The sequence below is a fragment of the Vibrio sinaloensis genome, assembly GCF_023195835.1.
GTDB lineage: Bacteria > Pseudomonadota > Gammaproteobacteria > Enterobacterales > Vibrionaceae > Vibrio > Vibrio sinaloensis_C.
This window is the reverse complement of the sequence record NZ_CP096199.1, coordinates 1326072-1345948: the sequence shown is the minus strand read 5'-3', so window position 1 is coordinate 1345948 and position 19877 is coordinate 1326072. Positions and strand designations below refer to the sequence as shown.

The 19877-nt window shown below is 47.3% G+C and carries 21 protein-coding genes; 4 read left to right on the top strand and 17 right to left on the bottom strand.

What is annotated here, in order from left to right:
• The first annotated feature begins 20 nt into the window (after positions 1-20).
• Positions 21-215 carry a DUF2986 domain-containing protein gene (locus tag MTO69_RS06205; protein WP_248333602.1) on the top strand — a complete coding sequence of 65 codons (195 nt, stop codon included), beginning with the start codon at positions 21-23 and terminating at the stop codon, positions 213-215.
• On the opposite strand, the gene MTO69_RS06200 is transcribed toward MTO69_RS06205, so the two are convergent.
• The 5 genes from MTO69_RS06200 to nirB form a co-directional block, all read right to left on the bottom strand.
• A complete protein-coding gene (locus tag MTO69_RS06200; RefSeq protein ID WP_248333599.1) occupies positions 198-677 on the bottom strand; it encodes an NYN domain-containing protein in 480 nt (159 codons plus the stop codon). The genes MTO69_RS06205 and MTO69_RS06200 overlap by 18 nt on opposite strands.
• Before the next feature lie 303 nt (positions 678-980).
• A complete protein-coding gene (gene cobA, locus MTO69_RS06195; protein WP_248333597.1) occupies positions 981-1754 on the bottom strand; it encodes a uroporphyrinogen-III C-methyltransferase in 774 nt (257 codons plus the stop codon).
• 129 nt (positions 1755-1883) lie between these two features.
• Positions 1884-2732: a formate/nitrite transporter family protein gene (locus tag MTO69_RS06190; protein WP_248333595.1), complete on the bottom strand. Its 849-nt coding sequence runs from the start codon at positions 2730-2732 to the stop codon at positions 1884-1886.
• A 127-nt stretch (positions 2733-2859) separates the two neighbouring features.
• Positions 2860-3183: a nitrite reductase small subunit NirD gene (gene nirD, locus MTO69_RS06185; protein ID WP_248333594.1), complete on the bottom strand. Its 324-nt coding sequence runs from the start codon at positions 3181-3183 to the stop codon at positions 2860-2862.
• A 14-nt stretch (positions 3184-3197) separates the two neighbouring features.
• The gene (gene nirB, locus MTO69_RS06180) at positions 3198-5753 is read right to left on the bottom strand and encodes a nitrite reductase large subunit NirB (protein WP_248333590.1); all 2556 of its coding nucleotides are present in this window, start codon (positions 5751-5753) and stop codon (positions 3198-3200) included.
• 433 nt (positions 5754-6186) lie between these two features.
• On the opposite strand from nirB, the gene MTO69_RS06175 reads away from it, so the two are divergent.
• Complete coding sequence (locus MTO69_RS06175; protein ID WP_248333588.1) at positions 6187-7221, top strand: GGDEF domain-containing protein; 1035 nt, start codon at positions 6187-6189, stop codon at positions 7219-7221.
• Position 7222: 1 nt separating this feature from the next.
• Here the strand turns inward: MTO69_RS06175 and MTO69_RS06170 are convergent, their stop codons facing one another.
• From MTO69_RS06170 to MTO69_RS06155, 4 genes are all read right to left on the bottom strand, one after another.
• The gene (locus MTO69_RS06170) at positions 7223-7879 is read right to left on the bottom strand and encodes a DUF2726 domain-containing protein (protein WP_248333585.1); all 657 of its coding nucleotides are present in this window, start codon (positions 7877-7879) and stop codon (positions 7223-7225) included.
• Positions 7880-7951: 72 nt separating this feature from the next.
• Positions 7952-8761: a hypothetical protein gene (locus MTO69_RS06165; RefSeq protein ID WP_432715653.1), complete on the bottom strand. Its 810-nt coding sequence runs from the start codon at positions 8759-8761 to the stop codon at positions 7952-7954.
• Positions 8762-8911: 150 nt separating this feature from the next.
• The gene (locus MTO69_RS06160; RefSeq protein ID WP_248333584.1) at positions 8912-9595 is read right to left on the bottom strand and encodes a response regulator; all 684 of its coding nucleotides are present in this window, start codon (positions 9593-9595) and stop codon (positions 8912-8914) included.
• Positions 9592-11211 (bottom strand): ATP-binding protein, encoded by a 1620-nt coding sequence (locus tag MTO69_RS06155; protein WP_248333583.1) that lies wholly within the window; start codon positions 11209-11211, stop codon positions 9592-9594. Before MTO69_RS06155 ends, MTO69_RS06160 begins: the two co-directional genes overlap by 4 nt.
• A 346-nt stretch (positions 11212-11557) precedes the next feature.
• Between MTO69_RS06155 and MTO69_RS06150 the strand changes: the two genes are divergently transcribed.
• Positions 11558-11782, top strand: a complete 225-nt coding sequence (locus MTO69_RS06150) for a hypothetical protein (protein ID WP_248333558.1) — start codon at positions 11558-11560, stop codon at positions 11780-11782.
• Between the two features lie 2 nt (positions 11783-11784).
• On the opposite strand, the gene MTO69_RS06145 is transcribed toward MTO69_RS06150, so the two are convergent.
• From MTO69_RS06145 to MTO69_RS06110, 8 genes are all read right to left on the bottom strand, one after another.
• Positions 11785-12963: a tetratricopeptide repeat protein gene (locus MTO69_RS06145; protein WP_248333538.1), complete on the bottom strand. Its 1179-nt coding sequence runs from the start codon at positions 12961-12963 to the stop codon at positions 11785-11787.
• Positions 12960-13577: an energy transducer TonB gene (locus tag MTO69_RS06140; RefSeq protein WP_248333524.1), complete on the bottom strand. Its 618-nt coding sequence runs from the start codon at positions 13575-13577 to the stop codon at positions 12960-12962. The genes MTO69_RS06145 and MTO69_RS06140 overlap by 4 nt, the downstream gene beginning before the upstream one ends.
• A complete protein-coding gene (locus MTO69_RS06135) occupies positions 13577-13981 on the bottom strand; it encodes an ExbD/TolR family protein (RefSeq protein ID WP_248333466.1) in 405 nt (134 codons plus the stop codon). The genes MTO69_RS06140 and MTO69_RS06135 overlap by 1 nt, the downstream gene beginning before the upstream one ends.
• Positions 13978-14535 carry a MotA/TolQ/ExbB proton channel family protein gene (locus MTO69_RS06130; protein ID WP_248333450.1) on the bottom strand — a complete coding sequence of 186 codons (558 nt, stop codon included), beginning with the start codon at positions 14533-14535 and terminating at the stop codon, positions 13978-13980. Before MTO69_RS06130 ends, MTO69_RS06135 begins: the two co-directional genes overlap by 4 nt.
• Complete coding sequence (locus MTO69_RS06125) at positions 14535-15893, bottom strand: MotA/TolQ/ExbB proton channel family protein (RefSeq protein WP_248333423.1); 1359 nt, start codon at positions 15891-15893, stop codon at positions 14535-14537. The genes MTO69_RS06130 and MTO69_RS06125 overlap by 1 nt, the downstream gene beginning before the upstream one ends.
• Positions 15890-16657 (bottom strand): DUF3450 domain-containing protein, encoded by a 768-nt coding sequence (locus tag MTO69_RS06120; RefSeq protein ID WP_248333407.1) that lies wholly within the window; start codon positions 16655-16657, stop codon positions 15890-15892. The genes MTO69_RS06125 and MTO69_RS06120 overlap by 4 nt, the downstream gene beginning before the upstream one ends.
• A 123-nt stretch (positions 16658-16780) precedes the next feature.
• Positions 16781-17557 (bottom strand): MBL fold metallo-hydrolase, encoded by a 777-nt coding sequence (locus MTO69_RS06115; RefSeq protein ID WP_248333390.1) that lies wholly within the window; start codon positions 17555-17557, stop codon positions 16781-16783.
• A 174-nt stretch (positions 17558-17731) separates the two neighbouring features.
• Entirely contained in the window at positions 17732-18694 is a 963-nt protein-coding gene (locus MTO69_RS06110) for a lactate/malate family dehydrogenase (protein WP_248333373.1), read from the bottom strand.
• A gap of 325 nt (positions 18695-19019) precedes the next feature.
• On the opposite strand from MTO69_RS06110, the gene MTO69_RS06105 reads away from it, so the two are divergent.
• Positions 19020-19721, top strand: a complete 702-nt coding sequence (locus tag MTO69_RS06105) for a glycerophosphodiester phosphodiesterase family protein (RefSeq protein WP_248333359.1) — start codon at positions 19020-19022, stop codon at positions 19719-19721.
• Positions 19722-19877: the final 156 nt, after the last annotated feature.

Genomic DNA, 19877 nt, shown 5'->3' with positions numbered 1-19877 from the left:
AAATCATTAGTGAGTATGTCATGAACCGCAAAAAAAAGATCAACAGCATCTTAAAAGCTAAACTCAAGAAGAAGAACGCCAAGCTCAATAAAAGCAACAAGCCGCGTTACATCTCTAAAGCTGAACGCGCCAAAATGGAACAAGAGACCGCCGCTGAGCAAACAAATGAGCAACCGGCCGAAGAGCAAGCGCCAACGTCAGCGTCTGAGCAATAAGTTTTCGTCTATCGCGACAAAACGGTCACAGGCATCAATCAGTGTTTGCGCGGTGAGTCCAGGGACCGCGTAAACATCGACTTTGGTTGCAAATCGTTGTTGAACTCTCTCGACCAGCAACTCAAAGTCTCCATCACCTGAAAGCAAGATTACACGGTCAACGTTGGCCGCAGCCTCAAACACATCCAATGTGATACCTACATCCCAATCCCCTTTGGCACTACCATCTTGTCTTTGAATAAACGGTTTGAGCTTGACGTCAAAGCCGATCCCTCGAAGGATGTGGTGAAACTGCCGCTGTTTTGCATCATGAGATGCTATCGCATAGGCGTTTGCCTCTACTACCTCTACGCCCGTCGTCGCCACATACCAAAATTGGTTGTAGTCAAAGTGAGCCTGGTATTTATCTCGAGTGGTGTAATAGATGTTTTGAACATCAACGAATATGGCGACTTTTTCCATTATTGATTACCTAATACCAAACAGCATAAATATCTGGTCATTCTTGCTGGTTAAAATCGCTGATAGCGTCGTTATAGCTATGTTTTCAAGGAATGGTGTAGGTAGGTCAACTAGCTAGCTGCAATCTATGCCTTGCTCTCAGCAATTTTTCCTGCGCAATTATCCGATCACCTATTTATCCCGTTTGGTATAAATAGCGATGGCGAAACTTTAACAGAACGTTGTCGAAATTACAGTAAAACAAAGGCCTGAACTCACTATTCGTGGGTTCAGACCTTAACGCTGTTGACAGAAATAAGCGTTTTAACATTCAGTGTTTGACTGATTAAACCATTTCAGTTTGTCATGCAATTTGGTCACCTCACCAACAACAATCAAAGCGGGACTGATTGCTTGCTCGGCCATCGAGGGTAAATCTTTTAGCAAGCCGGTAAACACACGTTGTTCAGACCGGGTCCCATTTTCGATGATCGCACAGGAGACCGTTGCAGCAAGCCCCGCAGCTAACAACTTTTGGCTAATATAGGCGCTTTGCTTCAACCCCATATAGAAAACCAAAGTATTGTTTGATTGCGCTAACGAGTGCCATTCAATTTCACGTCCATCTTTTTGTACGTGGCCCGTAATGAACTGAACGCTTTGAGCGTGATCTCGGTGGGTCAATGGAATACCGGCATAAGCAGTTGCACCGGCGGCCGCGGTAATACCTGGAATCACCTCATACTTAATACCGAAACTTGCCAGCTCTTCGAGCTCTTCCCCACCCCGACCGAAGATAAACGAATCTCCGCCTTTTAGCCGCACCACTCGTTTCCCTTGTTGAGCTTTTTCGAGCAAGATTCTATTGATTTGATCTTGTGGTACGCAGTGAAAATCGAGTTGCTTACCGACATAAATCATTTCTACATTGGCATCGGCCAACGCCAGTATCTCTTCAGACACCAAGCGGTCATAGACCACCACTTGCGCTGCTTGAATAGCTTTCAAGCCTTTTATCGTAAGTAAATCAGGATCGCCCGGCCCGGCACCAACAAGGGATACAAAACCATTGTTGCTAAATTCGTCATGCGTAGTCATATCAATGCCTATCGAACAATTGAAAGATAAAAAGTCTCACTTTATACCAGCCGTCAGTATTACTTTTGAACGTTAAACCATTGCCAATGAGACCAAACCCCACCTTGTCCAAAGTGGGGCCATACTCGGTTATTTTGCTACAGCAGACTGAGCGTTGATCTCTTGTTCAACGTTGATAGAAGGCGCTGTTTTCGCATGGGTCAGATAAAGTGGAATGCACGTCATAACTAAACCACCAACGATGTTACCTAGGATGGTCGGGATCAGATTAAAGTTGAGCCAAGTTGCGATACCAAAATCGGCGCCCAGTAACATGCCTAATGGGAACAGGAACATATTGACGACCGTATGCTCAAACACAAGCGCGAAGAAGATAAAGATTGGGAACCACATCATCATCACACGACCAGCCACCGTGCGAGCCGTCATATTGCCGATAACACCAAGACACACCATTAAGTTACAGAAAATACCGCGTACAAAACAGGTTATCCAACCATCCATACCCATTGCCTCAAAACCTGCGCTACGAGCTGTTGATGCACCAATAAAGGTTTTCGCGACACCATTAAGTTCTTGGGTAAAGTTACCTGTTAATGAAATTGCAACTAAGTAAGCAACCAACAAGGAACCAATCAGGTTGCCCAAACCAACTAAGCCCCAGCAGCGAAAAATGCGGTTCCAAGTGATTCCCGGACGACCTTCAAACTTGGCTAAAGGTGCTAGACCAAACACCCCTGTGACTAGGTCATAGCCCATTACAGATAAGATGACAAAACCCACAGGGAAGACAAGCGCGCCAACCAACCCAATGCCTGTTTGGGTAATTGCAGTAATGGCCACCACAACCGCCAGCGAAAGAATAACACCCGCCATAGTACCGCGTAGGAGTAGATCGCGACTGCTGGTGTTGGTTTTCGCTTCACCAATGTTAATCATGGTTTGCACGAATTCTGCGGGTTTAAAATCATTAGACATGAATGTGTCCTTATTCAAAAAGTGAAAGTTAAAAGTTGAAACTGAATAGTGAAAGGCTCGCGATTTGTCGCTATGGTTCGAACAACGCAATGGCAAGCCTTTAAGCTATTAAATCTCTAACGCACAACTAAGCCGCAACTTCTACTTTGCCTTTGATTACTCGTGCTTGGTATGACTTCACGCTTTTTGTTGCGTTTTCCATACAAGCGCCAGTGACAAGATTAAAGCGTTGCTTTTTGAGCGGGCTCGCCACCCATAACTGCTCGTCGTGCTCAACAATCAAACCACGTGATAAAACGTTCGACTGAAAGAACGGGTCCATGTTATCGATCGCAAACACTTCTTCTGTTGCGCGTGGGCGAAAAATCGCCACTTGTTGACCGTTAAGCAGTGCGACGACACCAGTACCAGGGATAATGTCTTCGATGTTACAAACTTTTGTATATGCCATGATGATGCCCTTACTTAAACAAGTTCGACATGAAGGATATCGCCCTTCACTTCTGGGTGTTTTTCAGTGAATGTTGCGGGGCGGTGCTGTGCACGCTCAGAAACGAATACCAGGTTTTCATCACGCTCATCTGAGTTGATGAAGTGGGCAAATCGTTTTAACTGCGTTTCATCACTGATCGTGTCAGCCCACTCACAGCGGTATTCGGCAACCAGTTTAGCCACGTCGGCTTCAAGCTGATGGTTAATGCCAAGCTTGTCTTCAATGATCACTTCGCGCAGATAATCTATGCCCCCGTCTAGGTTCTCGAACCATACTGAGGTACGTTGCAGAGGCGCAGCGGTGCGAATGTAAAACATCATAAATCGGTCGATATACTTAATCAGTGTTTGCGGATCTAGATCGCTCGCCATCAGCGTCGCATGACGTGGCTTCATACCACCGTTGCCACACACATACATGTTCCACCCTGCATCGGTTGCGATAATGCCCAGGTCTTTCCCTTGCGCCTCGGCACATTCGCGCGTACAACCAGAGACACCAAACTTCATCTTGTGTGGCGTTCGAATCCCTTTATAGCGGTTCTCGATCATGACACCGAGGCCGACTGAATCTTGCACACCATAGCGACACCAAGTTGAGCCGACACATGTTTTCGCCATGCGCAGTGCTTTGGCATACGCTTGGCCGGTTTCGTAACCCGCTTCAATCAGCTTGTGCCAGATGGCTGGAAGATCATCTTTCTGCGCGCCAAATAGACCAATACGTTGTGCACCGGTAATCTTGGTGTACAGATTGTACTCCGCCGCGACTTGCGCCAACGCTGCGAGCGCTTGTGGCGTCACCTCACCACCCGCCATGCGTGGAATGACCGAGTAAGTACCGTCTTTTTGCATATTGCCGAGGAAGTTATCGTTGGTGTCATGCAGTTTAACCAACGACGGTTTGAGGATGTGGTCACCCCAACAAGAGGCCAGAATAGAACCGGCTAGTGGCTTACACACTTCACAGCCATAGCCACTACCATGCTTCTCTAGTAGTTCTTCAAATGATTTGATTTCGCCAATACGTACTAAGTGGAACAGCTCTTGACGAGAATAGGCAAAATGTTCACAAACGTCGGCTTTGACTTCAACCCCAGCTTTGGCAAGCTCAGCATTGAGTACCGACGTAACCAGTGGAATACAGCCGCCACAACCCGTTCCAGCGCCAGTGGCCGCTTTAATATCACCAATGGTGTGACTGCCCTCGGCTACCGCTTGGGCAATTTTGCCTTTTGTCACATCAAAACATGAACAAATCACCGCAGTATCTGGTAACGAATCTGCACCCAAGTCAGGCTTTTCAGCGCCGGCGTGTGCTGGCAGAATGAGTGCGTCTGGATGCTCTGGTAAGTCGATTTCATTGAGCATCAGTTGCAGCAAATCACCATAATCGGAAGTGTCGCCGACCATAACCGCGCCAAGGAGCTTTTTGTTGTCTTCAGAAACAATCAGGCGCTTGTACACTTCTTGTTCTTCGTTGTGGTAAACGTAGCTTTTACACCCTGGTGTGCGACCATTGGCATCACCGATTGACCCCACCTTGACACCTAGTAGCTTTAGTTTTGCCGACATATCCGCGCCTTCAAACTTACTCTCGTTACCGACTAGGTGGTCAACGGCAACCGTCGCCATCTTGTAGCCAGGTGCGACCAAGCCATAGAAGGTTTCATTCCAAGAAGCGCATTCACCAATCGCGTAGATATTGTCATCGGAAGTCTGACAAAAGTCGTTTATCGCGATCCCGCCACGTGGCGCTATCTCAAGCTTCATCTCACGCGCTAGCTTGTCTTGAGGGCGGATACCTGCTGAGAAAACGATAAAATCGGTTTCGAGTTCAGTACCATCTGCAAAACGCATCACGTTTCGCGCTGTTTTACCTTCAGGTGCAATTTCAAGGGTGTTCTTGTCAGTATGGACTTTTACCCCCATGCTCTCGATTTTTTTGCGTAGCTGGTTACCACCGGCCTGATCAAGTTGCTCTGCCATTAATTTTGGTGCGAACTCAATTACGTGTGTCTCTACACCCAACGCTTTCAGAGCGCCCGCAGCTTCAAGACCAAGCAAGCCACCACCAATCACTACCCCGATTTTGCTTTTCTTGGCGCACGCTTCGATCGCTTTTAGATCTTCGATGGTGCGATAAACAAAACAGTCTTTACTTTCACGCCCCTTAATTGGTGGGACAAATGGGAATGAGCCAGTCGCCATGATCAATTTGTCGTACTGGATTTCACGGCCTGCGCTTGAATGAACAATACGTTTTTCTCGATTGACGTTGATGGCACGCTCGCCAATCAAGATGTTAACGCCATGCTTGTCATAGAAGCCAGCTTTGACCAGCGATAGCTCATCTGCGGTGTGGTGAGAAAAGTAAGAAGAGAGGTGAACGCGGTCATAGGCGACGCGTGGTTCTTCACAGAAAACCGTGATTTCATATTGAGAAGAGTCCATCTTCTCAACGAGGTCTTCGATAAAACGGTGTCCAACCATACCGTTTCCGACAACGACCAGCTTCAGCTTGCTCATAATACTTCCTAAGAGTTAGGTTCTTTATCTGAGCGCATTGTTGTTTGTGAAAGAAAATTTATACATGATGTAAATCAATTACAGTTTTAAACTACTCTAAAGGGGTAGGGCCAAGCAATTGATTAAAATGAATGTTTTTTTCCTACAAATAGAAATAACTTCCGTCAATTTGTTACATATGACGAAATAAGAATGTAAACGACTAAAGTCGAAGGTTTAATCAGCAACAATTTCTTGTTTTTAATACACATTTGGACATATTTTCATTCACATTATCGACACAAGGCACGAAGTAGAAGAGATTTACAACTATTTTGCTCATCAATATGTGAGGTTGATTCAATTATCTCCTTGATTCCGCGTAAAAAAAGCATAATATGAATCAATATTCAAGTTTGCACATATATGCTTTAATCTAATAAAGGCGACACGGATGGAGCTCGACATTTTCAATCCTTCACGTCAGTTGCGCCGAGCCGTACTTTTTTGGCTGAGCGCGCTTTTAGGTTGCCTGTCAGTTGCGTTAACTCTTTACAATCTCGTGTTTAACCAACTCGACAACATTAATTTGCTTATCGCCCTCTTCGGTTTGTTCTCTGCATATATTGCTCACACTGCTTTTCGCGGCAGCACACCTAAACTCACCGTTACCCTCTATGTTTACAGTTTGATCACCGCTACCTGTCTTACCACAGCGATTCTTCCTATCGAATTTGGGGTGATGATCTGGACTTGCCTATTTCCTGTGGTCTTTTATCTTTTGTTGGGACGTCGTTTTGGTTTTCTTGCCACCTTGTTTGGTTTTTGCCTACAAGTGGTGATCATCACCAACAAGGTTTCCGCCACAGAGCTTTTTCACTACTCGCCATTGGTAAGCAACTTTACTCTAACTTTTATCGCCGTTTGGATTACCGCGCACGTTATCGAAGTCAAACGTCGTATCTCTGAGTCTTCGCTCGGTCAGTTGGCCTCTCGAGATGCACTAACTGGGGTCTATAACCGTCACGCCTTGATGCACAATTTCGAAAGCTATCGCTCTGAAAGCCGTAAGCTGCCGCTCTCTTTGTTAGTGCTTGACCTTGATTACTTCAAGGCAGTAAATGATCAGCACGGCCACGATGTGGGTGATAAAGTGCTGGTTCAAGCGGCCGCCTTAATTGATGCGCTCAGCGATGAGCATTTGGTGTATCGCATCGGCGGGGAAGAGTTTTGTGTCGCGCTGCATAACTGTACGGTTGAGCGCGCAAAAGAAAAAGCCGAACAGATTCGCTACGCGATTGAACACAATAACTTCAATGACAGTGACGAGCCGATCTCGTTGACCACCAGCATCGGCGTCTACCAATGTGACCACTATGCCAACTTAGAGTCAGTGCTAAAAGAAGCGGATAAAGAGCTCTATCGCGCTAAACAAAATGGCCGCAACCAAGTGATGGTATGCAGCCCTTCATCGGTTGGTGTTTCCTAATCTACGCGTCGTCTTCAAAAACAACGTTGTAGTTTTCAGTGTAAGTACAGTGAGGCTGGCGACTACAAGTAAAGAAACGTCGACCTTTATGCTCCCCTTGCGATGCAATCTTAATCGTCATTGGACTGCCGCATCGCTTACAAAAACGCACTTCTTTGTCTGGCTCAATTAAATCAATATGAGCCGCCAGTAAGCGGCGCAAGCGCCCTACCTGATAGCTATGTTTAATGTTAGTGCCGATAAGAGGAATGCCAGCCGATTTGCACACATGCATTAGTAGCTTCTGACGCTCGATTTTGCCTTTGTCCAACTCTTTGCCATTGTCCAACTCAATCGCCACTCGCACCTCTAAGCTGCGCGGATCACAGACAACAAAATCGAAATAGCTTTTGGCAATGCGGCTATTCGCGACAAACCACTGCTTCTTATCCGTTGCAACGGGCGCAAGCACATTAGACATATTCACTTTACTCATAACCACGCCATGCTGGCCAACTGCGGTGATCAATGCGTTGTAAAATGCAGACTCATGGGCGTTCAGCAATGGCCCTTTGCGCTTGTAGTGGTTGTCTTTCAACTCATCTTGTTTCAGAAAGCGCTTTTGCACAATGACAAAAAAGATGACAAGAATCGCGACAACAATGAATACACTTTCCATCAGGATAAAACTGCCCTTAAATGAATCACATAGGTTAATTATTCGAGTTTATACCCAGACGGCAAGTTTGCGTTAATGTTTTTGAGAGACTGAAGGGGGTAAGTCGAGAGTGATAACTGTGCGCAGTTCAGGTTGCAGCTGTTTGAAGCTTTCTCCCCAATACTTATCCACGAGTTCATCGATGAGGCCATCTTGTTTGGCCCGAAGTAATGCTTGCTCTAGTTGTGGTTGATATTTTGCGGTCTGAGGAGATAGGTAAAATTTCAAGTCTCGGTTATAGACCAGCATCAGGCGTTTTTCTATCGATAAATGAGGGTTTTGCGCCGCTTCTAAGCCGATTTCGTTCAACCCTCGAGGAAAATAGTTGATAGGTCCTGTCTGGGTCAACTTCCAGTAGAGAGAGCGCCATTCACCGTCAGCTTGATAGACTGGCAGTGAGTTAAACTGCCAAACATCCACATCAAACCAGCTAATTCCAAGCCCCGCAACCAGCTTAGAGGCTCTTAACTCTTCCAATGTGTTGATGTTATCAAACTTTTGTTGCAAACCAGGGGGAATGAGCAGCAACCGCTTGCCAATCAGGCCATTGGTCAGAGGGACATCAACAGAAGTAAAGTGGGCGTCTCGCTCTGGGGTCGCTAACAGCCAGGTTAGGCTCAGCATATCCGCTTCAACCATCCTAACCACCCGCTTTTGCGGAATATGGTCGCTGGGCACAACGATGTTCACCTGGTGACCATCACGTGTCAGCGCTTGATATATCAACTCGTGGAAAAATTGATGGCCGTTGTCGACTTGAGAGGCGAGCGTGAGTGTTAATGACTCTTTGGCAAAGCTGGTGGCCGCAACAAAGCTATTGACCGTCGCAAACAAAAACATCAAAGCCCAACACTTCATTCGCTGCCCTTAAACTCACTATGGATGTCTGACTGTTAACACACCTTTTCCAGCGCCCAACATTAATGACTAATTAGTTAATAATGTAGGAGAGCTTTACCCAAACGTCCAGTTTCATCGACTAACGCTTTGTCTCTAAACTGATTTTCGATAGGTTCGCTCCGGGCGGCCTACACTGCCGTAGTTGAGATCCGCTTCCAGTTCACCACTACTGATCAAGTGCTCTAGGTAGCGCCTTGCTGTGGTTCGGCTGGCACCAATTTTCTCTCCAGCTTCGTCAGCGGTTAAGCTCTCATTGTCGACAAACAGCGCCCGAATTTTTTCAAGTGTGACACCATCAATGCCTTTTGGTAATCGGTTTTTGGTGCTCTCTGCGTCATTATGGCTTCTGAGCATTTTGTCGACCAAAGATTGGTCCAAATCGAGAGTTTGACCCAATTGCTGCTTTTGCGCACTGTACTTTTTGAGCGCAGCTTCTAGGCGCGGGAAAACCACAGGTTTTAGCAGATAATCGACCACCCCACCGCGCATCGCCTGTTGTAGAGTATCAACATCACGTGCCGCTGTGATTAAGATAACGTCACAACTTAAGCTCTTCGCTCGCAGGGCGTTGAGTAACTCCAATCCGGTACCGTCGGGAAGATACACATCCAATAACAGCAAATCTGGTTCAAACACATCTAACTGCATTTCAGCTTCTAACTTGCTGGTGGCAATGCCAATAACCTCAAAGCCGCCAATTTGGTCTAGATAGCGCTGGTGTAGCTGCGCAATGGCCAAATCGTCCTCAATGATCATCACACGAGTTAGCTGGTTCATGCTTGCTCTTCCTTTGGTAAATACACTGTCATCCTCGCTCCATAAGGCTTATTGTTGACCATTTCGAGTTCTCCATGATAGCGAAGTGCTAACTCATTGGTCAGATACAGCCCAACCCCACGTGTGGTCGAGCCCTTACTTGAAACACCACGTCGAACTAACGCCTCAATGCTCAGTTCTTCCGGCAGTCCACAGCCTTGATCGCTCACCTCCAGAATGACCTCGTTGCCAAAATCACTGATCGACACTTCAACAACACGTCTTTCAGGAGCAATCACGCGATTTTGAGTAATGGCATCGCGCACTGCATCAAAGGCGTTGTCGATCAAATTACCCAAAATGGTCACTAGGTCTTCTGGGTTGATCTGTTTTGGTAGCGGAAGCAAACGCGATCCTTGCTCTACGACTAGCTCAATCCCAAGCTCACGAGCTCGCTCTGTTTTTCCGAGCAGCATGCCCGCGATCAAAGGTTCTTTGATGGTCTCTCGCAGAAACTCTATCAGGGCCTGATAATGCGCAGTTTCCTGGCCTATCAAGTGCTGAACCGCTTCTAACTCGCCCATTTGTACCATTCCGCTTATAGTATTGAGCTTATTGCGATGCTCATGGGTTTGAGAACGAAGCATTTCCGCATACTCTTTAGTTTTGGCTAGCTGCTCATTGAGCTCGGTTAAGTCATCCCGCAACCGAAAACTGGACACAGCGCCCACCACTTTGCCCTCAACGATGATAGGGCTGCGATTAGCGATAAGGCGTTTTCCGTTGAGATATAAGTTGATATCGTGGTCGGTGCGAGCCGTTTGTAACACCGTATGCAGATCACTGTCTGGTAGGACTTCGCTCAGCGGCTTGTCGATGCATTGCTCTTTGACTAAACCCAAAATCCTGCAGGCACTCTTATTGAGAGAGCGTAACCTACCTTGATCGTCAATGGTTAAAATACCCTCTTTCAAGGTTTCTAGGGTGACATCCAACTCAACGTACAACCGCCCTATTTGCTCAGGTTCAAAGCCCAAAATAGCACGCTGAAAACGACGTGACGCATAGCTGGAAATCACCGCGTTGGCGATAACCACAAGCAGCGCCATCAATAATAGATAAATAAGAAAAGGCTCGATTCTGTCTTGTAGGCGGTCAATCAAATACCCAACCGACACTACCCCGATAATCTCACCTTGCTGATTGAATACCGCTGATTTTCCGCGAACGGAATAACCCAGTGAACCTTTGGCAAAAGAGATGTACGCTTCACCATCAACCAGTGCGCGTTCGTTGTCGCCGCCTTTCATCGGGTGGCCAAGTCGTTCATCGAGCGGGTGTACAAGCCGGATGCCTTGCTGATCACCCACAACGATAAATGCTGCACCAATCAAGGTGGTCAAGTCTCGAAAACGTTGTTGGCCTTGTTGATCGACGCCATTTTCTATCATCTGTACCACATACGGCGACTTTGCTAGAAATGAGGCGACGCCCAAGGCTTTATGACCCATCTCATCCTCTTGGGCATGCTTAATATAGATAAAGCCGGCTGCGACCAAAATCAACAGTTCGATCAGCCCAGATAAGGTCATAATAATCAGCATTCTTTTGCGAAAGCTGATGTGGCTCCACGTCATAACATCTCCTTATGTATGGCGAGAGGATAACATTCAGATAACATCACTCCGAGCAGTGACACAGTGAAGTGTGAAGCCCACAAACAATAAACTTTGTCTTTGGTTATTAAAACAACAACCCACAATAAGCAAACGTTTTCCTTTCGAGCTATTTACAAAAACAACGCTAATTAACCCAACCAATCTTGACTTAGATCAAAGGATTTCGTGTTTGTTTATTACGCTGAACATTCATTTTGATTGTATAATTATTGAGCACAAACAGCCCGGGTTACGATACGCCAATCGCAGGCTTCACAACACAATAACATCATGGTCTGCCTACACACTGTCAGAGGGAACGACAATGAAACGCGACGTTTTTGGCATTTGCTTGTCTAGGAATATGCTGTCAAACAACTTATCCAGTACTTTTACCCACGTCAGGGCTTATGAGAAGTCGGAACAAGGCGAAGACGTGACTGTAATGCACGCCTTTCCTCAGATGTCAGGGCAAGAAGTATTGCGCAACATGCACGATACCGGACGCTTACTTTGGCGAGCTGAATTTGTCTGTATGGACAACAAATAGTTTTACCGGCTTTGTTCTAATCTACTCTTGATTAGAGCTTGCCGATGACGCAAAAAATCCAACCATTGCTGAGTCTCTCTCGAAGACTCCAATTCCACTGCGCTTTGCGCGCTCTTAACCGCTTGCGGCAATTGGCCTAGTTTGTAATGGATGTTCGCTTTTGCCAGCATCACCTTGGCAGAGGCGTCTGGAATCTTTTCGAGAGATTCTAATGCCTGTGGATATTGTTTACTCTGTATCTGCAATTGGGCTACCTGCCAATAGTATTTTGGGTCTTGGCTCGCGATCTTTAACCACACCTGCTCTGCCTTCTGCCACTCTTTCGCCCACTGCCAATAGTTCGCTTGTTGAATCAAACTGTGCACCGATGTGTCCGATTGTTCGAGCTCAGCCATCTGCTTGGCGGCAAGCTCAGGTAGCCCCCGCTTTGCATACAGCTGTGCGAGCAATCGTAAGTCACTTGGATCCAACTTAACATGATTGAGTTTTGCCAAAGACAGTGTATTTAGAGCGCTGCCGATATTCCCCTGTTTCAAATACACCGAGCTAAGTTGTCGCCACCACATTGGCTGATGTGGCTGCAACTCAATCAGTTGGCTCAAAGAGGTGATCGCCGATTGCCAGTGCTGCAAAGCAACCTCTGCACCCAGTTTTAACTGCAGCGCGCTCGCAGGATTCTCTGGCTGCTCTCTAAGCGCATGTTGCGCGGCTTTTATTGCGGCTTGCCACTGCTGCTGGTGATAATGAGCCTGAGCGATGCGTTGCCAAAGCTGCTGCTTGTACTTTGGATTCACCTCGCTCTCTACCAGCGGGTAATAGTAATCAAGGCTGGTTGGATATTGCGCTTCGAGCAGATAGAGGTCTGCAAGCATCCGCTGAACCTCTCGTGTTTGGCTTTGTGGTAACGCTTGAGTAGCGAGTGACTGCTCCAACGAGGCGATTGCCTGTTGATTGCGACCTTGTTGCCAATACAAAACCCCAAGCCATCTCGCCAACTGCGCCTGATCGCTACTGCGTGACACCGTCACTGACTCAAGATATGCCAGGGCTTGCTCATGCTGTTGGCGTTGGTTCATACGCTCGACTTGGTTAAGCGCGTTGGCTAGGTAAGCGCTGATCCCCTCGGCACTTGCTCCAGCGCTAAATAGAAGACAGATAATCGCAATGTAGAATGGTTTCATTGATTGAGTTCAAACGCCAGCTTAACCGTCTGCCCCCTTTGAATCATGGCTTTACCATCGACGATGGTCTGCGGATAGCGCCAACGCTTAAGTGCTCTTATCGCGCTGCGATCAAAAATACGCGTTGGTTTGGCTTGTAGCACTTCTATGTCAATCGGATGTCCTTGCTCATCGATGTTAAAACGCAGCGTCACATAACCTTCGATACCTCGCTGCACCGCCTTGGCGGGATAATCAGGATCAACTCGATAGACGGGCTGCAAATCCACTTCTTCTAGCTCAAAATCAAGTGATGGCGCCATCACTTGAATCGTATCGATGCCAACATTGAGCAAGGGACTGATTTCAACCTGCATTGACGGCGAGTCAAACTCAGGAAAATCGACGGCGCTGCTAAGCGTTAACTGAGGCTCTGGTTGGTGGAGTGGCGGTTTAGGTACGCTTCGCTGTTGGCGCAGGGGTTGTGGTTCTTGCTCCTCGACAAGAATGTTCAATACGACACCTTGTTGCTCTGGCGGCGTTATTGAACGACTGCCGGTCACTTTGGCCATCAGTGCGAAAATCATCAATGTCAGCACAAAAGCCATTGGCGTAAACCACAGCAAACGGACCATTATTGCCTCTCTGCTCCCAATGCGATCTTTTCAACTCCAGCGGTTTTGGCGGCGTTCATCACCCTCACCACAGTGCCGTTAAAGGCGAACTCATCGGCTTGGATCATCAGTCCCGCATCTGGTTTATCTAACCGCAATACCTTAAGTGCAGACTCAACCGCTTCTATATCGATAAGACGATTATCGATGTAGATGTCATTGTCGGCGGTCACTGCAATAAAAATACTGGCTTGTTTCTGCTGCTGTGCTTGACTGGCTTGAGGCTGATTCACTTCTACCCCAGACTGTGCAACAAATGCGCTGGTGACAATAAAGAAGATCAGCATGATAAACACGATATCAAGCATAGGCGTAAGATCGATATGCGCTTCTTCCTGTGACTCAAGGCGTCGTCCTAGTCTCATACTTCACTCCTAAACTGGGTCGCCAGTACTCTCACCCGTGTCCGTGCATGTTTTGCCAGACGAGCATGGATAAACAAGCCTATCAATGCCGCCACCATACCAACCATGGTCGGAATGGTGGCCATTGAAATACCCTCAGCCATGAGTTTGGGATCGCTGGTACTGTATTTGGCCATTGCATCAAACACATTGATCATACCGGTTACGGTGCCTAATAAGCCAAGCATTGGGCACAAGGTCACCAATGCTTTGATAAGGCGCAGATTGCTGCTGGCACTAAGCTGTAACTGTGCCAACCAGCCATCTAGAATACGCTGCGCATACCATGAGGTTTTGTCGCTGCGCTGGTGCCAAATGGTTTGCCAATTCGCTGATGTTTTGGGCAGCTCAACATGCAAACAATAGAGACGCTCTAACGCCAATGCCAGTAACAGCATCACCACCACAAACAGGCCCCATAACACCACACCACCTCGATGCATGAAAGCAAGCAAGTGAGCACTCCAATCGAAGCTCTGCGCCATCTGGTTTAATAGTGTGATGATATCGTCCATTACGCCACCGACGCCATGCCACTTGCAGGTGTGGCTAACTCGCTTTCCGCCTGCTTGGCGACTAACGCGACCCCTTGTTTTTCCAATATCGACTTAATGGCTTCAACTTGGCTGCTCAACAAATTGTGCGCCAGCAACAGCGGCATAGCCGCCACCAGTCCGAGTACCGTGGTCACCAATGCCATCGAAATACCGCCAGCCATCACTTTAGGGTCGCCATTTCCGTACTGGGTGATGATCTGGAACGTCTCAATCATACCGATAACGGTACCCAATAAACCGAGCATGGGTGCCAGCGCTGCAAGTAGCTTTAGCATAGAGAGCCCTTTGTCGAGATGCGCTTGCTCGTCTAATACGGTTTCCAATAATCGTAGCTCCAGTGCTTCAACGCTCCGATTGTGATTGTTTTGGTACACGGCCAACACCCGACCTAATGGGTTGTTGTGAATAGCCGAAGGTGACTTCAACTGCTGGTTGATTTTTCGGCGTATTGCAACTAAATGAATCCCGCGTACCACCGCAATGATAAGCCCCACCAACAATAGTGCGATGATCACCTGAGCGACGGGGCCGCCTTGTTGAATTCTGTCGAGCAGCGTTAAAGACGTTGCTCTCTGTTGAAGCAGCTCACCACGTGTAGGATCAATCAGTAGTGGCAACGAGCTTCCTAGTAAAAGAGGCTCGACACTCGCCAAGGTCGGAGCCGTAGGCGGCTGGTTGGTGTAGTAACGCGCGGTTTTCGGCTTCGCTTGCCATTGAAGAAAGCCCTGCTCGCCAATAAGCGCAAACGCTCCAAGCTTAACTGCTCTGTTCTCATGTGCTAGACCTTGAGCGTCAATTTCGGTCACCACAGTCGCACGGATTTCGCCGCTGGCTTTAATATGGGCCAAATAAGCACGCCAAAGTTTATCGACTTGCTCTATGGAAGGAAGCTGGCGTGATTCAGCAATGATAGAAATTGCCGTGGCGTTTGGCTGTGGGACACTCGACTGTTGCTGGGCTGACTGCAACGTGTTCGCATGCTGGCGCACCAAGGCAAATACCTCACTGAGAGTGCCAGTTTCTGTTTTGAGCGCCAACTCAAGGTCGGCTAAGGTTTGTTCATTGCCGCGAAATCTCTCACTCAATGATTGAATCTGCGTTTCCAGCTCTGCTTTCTGCTGCTGAAGCTCGCTGTTTAGTGCTTTTAGCTCTTCTACCGTGTGGGTAAAGCGCTGCTCTCGCTGCTGATTGTGGTGCTGCTGTTTTATCGCCTCGCTGTTAGCCGCAGAGACAAGATCATCGGCACGCAAACTACCAGTAAGTACTAAGCTCGACAAACAAAACAACATTGACCATGCCATTGCTCCGAATCTCATTGTGTCGCCTCCCTCTGTTTCAGCGACACAGGCAAGGTGAGCAATTGCGGCGTTGCCTGCTGCGCCGCCACTTGGTATGCCTTATCAATTTCTTGATATAAGCGCGGCTCTACCGCTACCCAAGCTTTCTTGCTTCTATCCCAAGACCAATAATCACTCTGGCTGTTGGTTCGCGCTAATAGGGATAACCTGCCGACTTGAAGCACCTCGACCTGACGACGGACACCATCGACATCAATACTCTGCTCAAATTGACCAAGCTTAAGCCCATATTCCAGCTCAATCTGATACGCTTCAAAAATACGACGAAACTTTTCAGCATCGCTAATATCAGCACGAGTCATCATGGCTTCGAGCTTGTCGATACGCGCCTCACGCACCGCTGAGTTAAACGGGATATCGCTCTCGACCCATAGCTTTAGCGCTTGTAGCATGTGATACATCAAAGGAACCAAACCTTGCTTAGTCTGGCTTACTTGTCGCCGCTGCTGATTCAAGCTCTCTTGCTCAACTTGTTGATTTGCTATCAACGCAGACAGATGGTCACGATATAACGCTAAGTCGTTGATTTGCTGGCGTAGACTCTCTATTTCCGCTTGTAGCTCAAGCGCTTGCTCTGCTTTGCTATCAATACGCTGCTGACTCGCAGCGCCGGCGCTGTGGGTCCGCTGTTGAATTTTCTGCGCACTCTCTAAGCCATCTGCTGTCACTAGGCTGCTCCAGACAGCCAGTGAGGCAATCAAACTTAAGTTAATCAATTTCATAACGTTAGGTTACCGACGCGATGTCAGCCATGAGATAAAGTCATTATTAGTGACGACATAGTATCGCGTCTTGCTAAAACTTCAATTGCTTGTCAGAGATTGATAGGCCAACAGCATGGCAAATCAATTGTGTTTATGGGTACCAAACGCCCAAATTGCGCCAAACAAGCTTTTGAGTTTGACTTTAAATGCGCGCCAGTGAGTGGCAGGCGTTCTTGGCGCGGTATCGACCAAATGTTGATAAGCCTTGGCACAGAGAACGACCTCACCGCCGTGAGCAATCAATAATACTTTTGGTGCCAACTCGTATACTCGCTGCACGGAAGCTCGATATTGATTCGGGTAAAACACCGGGAAAGGTGCGATCAGCTTTTGCTTTACTTGCACCATCAGGTCGGCCACATAAAGTAAGTCTTGCTCGCGGTGATAAAGGGATAAATCCCTATCGGTGTGACCTGGGGTTTCCAATACCGTCCAATCCGAAAAGCCAGGAATGGTCTCGCCATCACATAAGGTCACATCTGGGGCTAACTTACGCGGATACCACAAGTTGCGTTTGGGTTTACCTTTGCGCCTTGCCACCCAACGCGCTAGAGCAATATCAGTCAGATGCATGAGCACACCATCAGCGCCATGGTACCAAGGATTGTCACGCTGCGCCGAGACCAAGTGGCAGCCAGTAAGTTGACGCAGCTTGTGTGCAGCACCTGCATGATCTGGATGCATGTGCGTAACCACAACACAACTGAGGCTAGAAAAAGGACGACCTAACTCATGAGTAACATAGTGTCTCAGCAGTGGAATATCGGCTCGTGAAGCGCCATCGAGCAACAGCAGCTTATCAGGATAAACCGCTAAATAGAGGGTTTGAATGTAACCATCAAGGGTATGGATTTTCATGACGCCGACCAATTTAACAACATTGCAACATCACACCATAGCAACAATGGCAATTTACGAAAGAGCATTCACTCTAATTCATGACATCGGCAGCAAAGTCGTGGTAATCAGAAAGCAAAAACGCACGACCTGTGGCCGTGCGTTCGCTGACAATAACACTTCTGACACCAACGATTAGGCTTTGACACTCGCAAGACCGGTTTTCAGTGCAACCTGTTCAACGACTTTGTTCACTTCAGTCGCGATACTTTCTAATGTCGTGATCTCTTCTTCGGTAAACGGGTGCTGCAAGATCGACTCTGCGCCATTTTTCCCTACGACAGTGGGTAGACTCAACACCACATTGTCTAACCCGTATTCGCCATTCAACAAGGTAGCGACTGGAAGTACCGAACGTTCATTGATCATGATCGCTTGGATAATGCGGAAAACGCTAGCAGATATGCCATGAGTCGTGTTTTGTTTGCGCTTAAAGATTTCATACCCGGCTTGCTTCACCGATTCCAACAATTGGTCGGCACAAATCCGCTCTATATGGTGCGTATCGCAATAGTAGTCGGCGGATTGACCCGCGATCGAAATAAGACTTTTCGGAGTGAAACAGTGGCTACCGTGCTCGCCAAGAACGTAACCAAACACGTTTTTAGGGTCCAGGTTGACTCGGTTGGCAACAATACTCATCAAGCGTGCTGTATCAATAACACAGCCACTGCTGATCACTCGAGAACGCGGAAAGTTTGTGTTAATCGCAATAAAGTGGGCAACCAGATCACAAGGGTTACTGACGATGATTAAGGTTGCATTGGGTGCGACACGCTCCACTTGTTTCGCAATATCAACACCAATGCGGCTGTTGATTTCGGCCAAATCAATGCGCGTTTGTCCCTGTTTGATTTGGGCACCGGCAGTAATAACAACAATATCCGCACCAATGAGAGAGAAGTAATCGTCGGTTGGGACAATATGAGTGTTTTTCGAAAACGTCAGCGCAGCGGTATGTCTAAAGTCAAACACTTCGCCTTCTGCGCGCTCTAGATTATTATCCAACAGCACTAATTCGCTGACACTGCCAAGTGTTAATAGGTAATTACATACACCAACGCCAACGGAACCTGCTCCAATTACACCGATCTTCATTATTCATCCCTGTAAAACTGAGTATCTAGCCACGGATTGTACTAACAATCGTGTCACTAGTTCCAATTTAATTTCACCCTAGAAATAAATAATAGTCGATTTCTCTACTCAGCATTGGTCATTCAGTGCTTAACGTTAAACAAACACCCATCCGTGCGATGCAACTAAAATCCAAGCGGCTCTGCGTTAATTGTTCAATTTATTCAACGCCTATGATTGTTATTATAGATATCAGTTGATAGTGTCAGATCTCATGGTCGCTGGCGACGAAATTTTCAGCGCAAAATCAGCGGCCTACTCGTAAGAATCTGAAAGGTAGAGAAGCATGATTATCGTTGGACATCGCGGGGTTGCAGGAGAATATCCAGAAAACACGCGAGCGAGTATATTAGCCGCTATTGACCTTGGCCTAGAGTGGGTGGAGGTCGATATTCAACCAACCCGAGATCATCAGTTAGTGGTTTGTCACGATCACACCATCGACAGATGCAGTACTGGTCGTGGGCGCATTGATGAGATGACGCTAGAAGCGCTGAAACAGCATGACTTCGGTAGTTGGTTTAGTTCTCGCTTTGCCGATGAAAAAATTCTTTGCCTAAACGAGCTGCTTGCTATCGCCAAGCAACATAACATCAAGCTCAATTTAGAGATCAAAGTTGACCGTCACGATCCCCATTATGTATGCCAACTATTAGCCCAGGCGCTGGAACAAGCGGACTACCCAAAGCAACAACTCGTTCTGTCGAGCTTTAGCCATGAGGTGATGCGCGAACTGTTTACATATCTCCCCGACTATTCGCGTGCTGTATTGTGCGAGCGCGTCTCACAGCGGGTGATCGCACTATTGGCTGAAGTGGAGGCATCGCACTGCAATGTTAATTACCGCTGGGTAAGCAAGCGTAAAGTGGATCAACTCAAGCGCTTGGGTTATCAAGTTTGGGCCTACACAGTCAACAATCCACGCTCGCTTAAGCACCTTCAAAACTTAGACGGGATTTTTAGTGATCACCCACAACGCTTTCTATAACTAAACCCTCACTACTCTGCACAGTGTTATACATGACCACTGTATAACACTGTATAAAGCCAAGTGACTTATCTCACAAAATCTCATCTTTCTAATCATACTCCCTAATATACACAGTCAAAATAAAAAACTTATTAAACAGTAACTTAAATTACC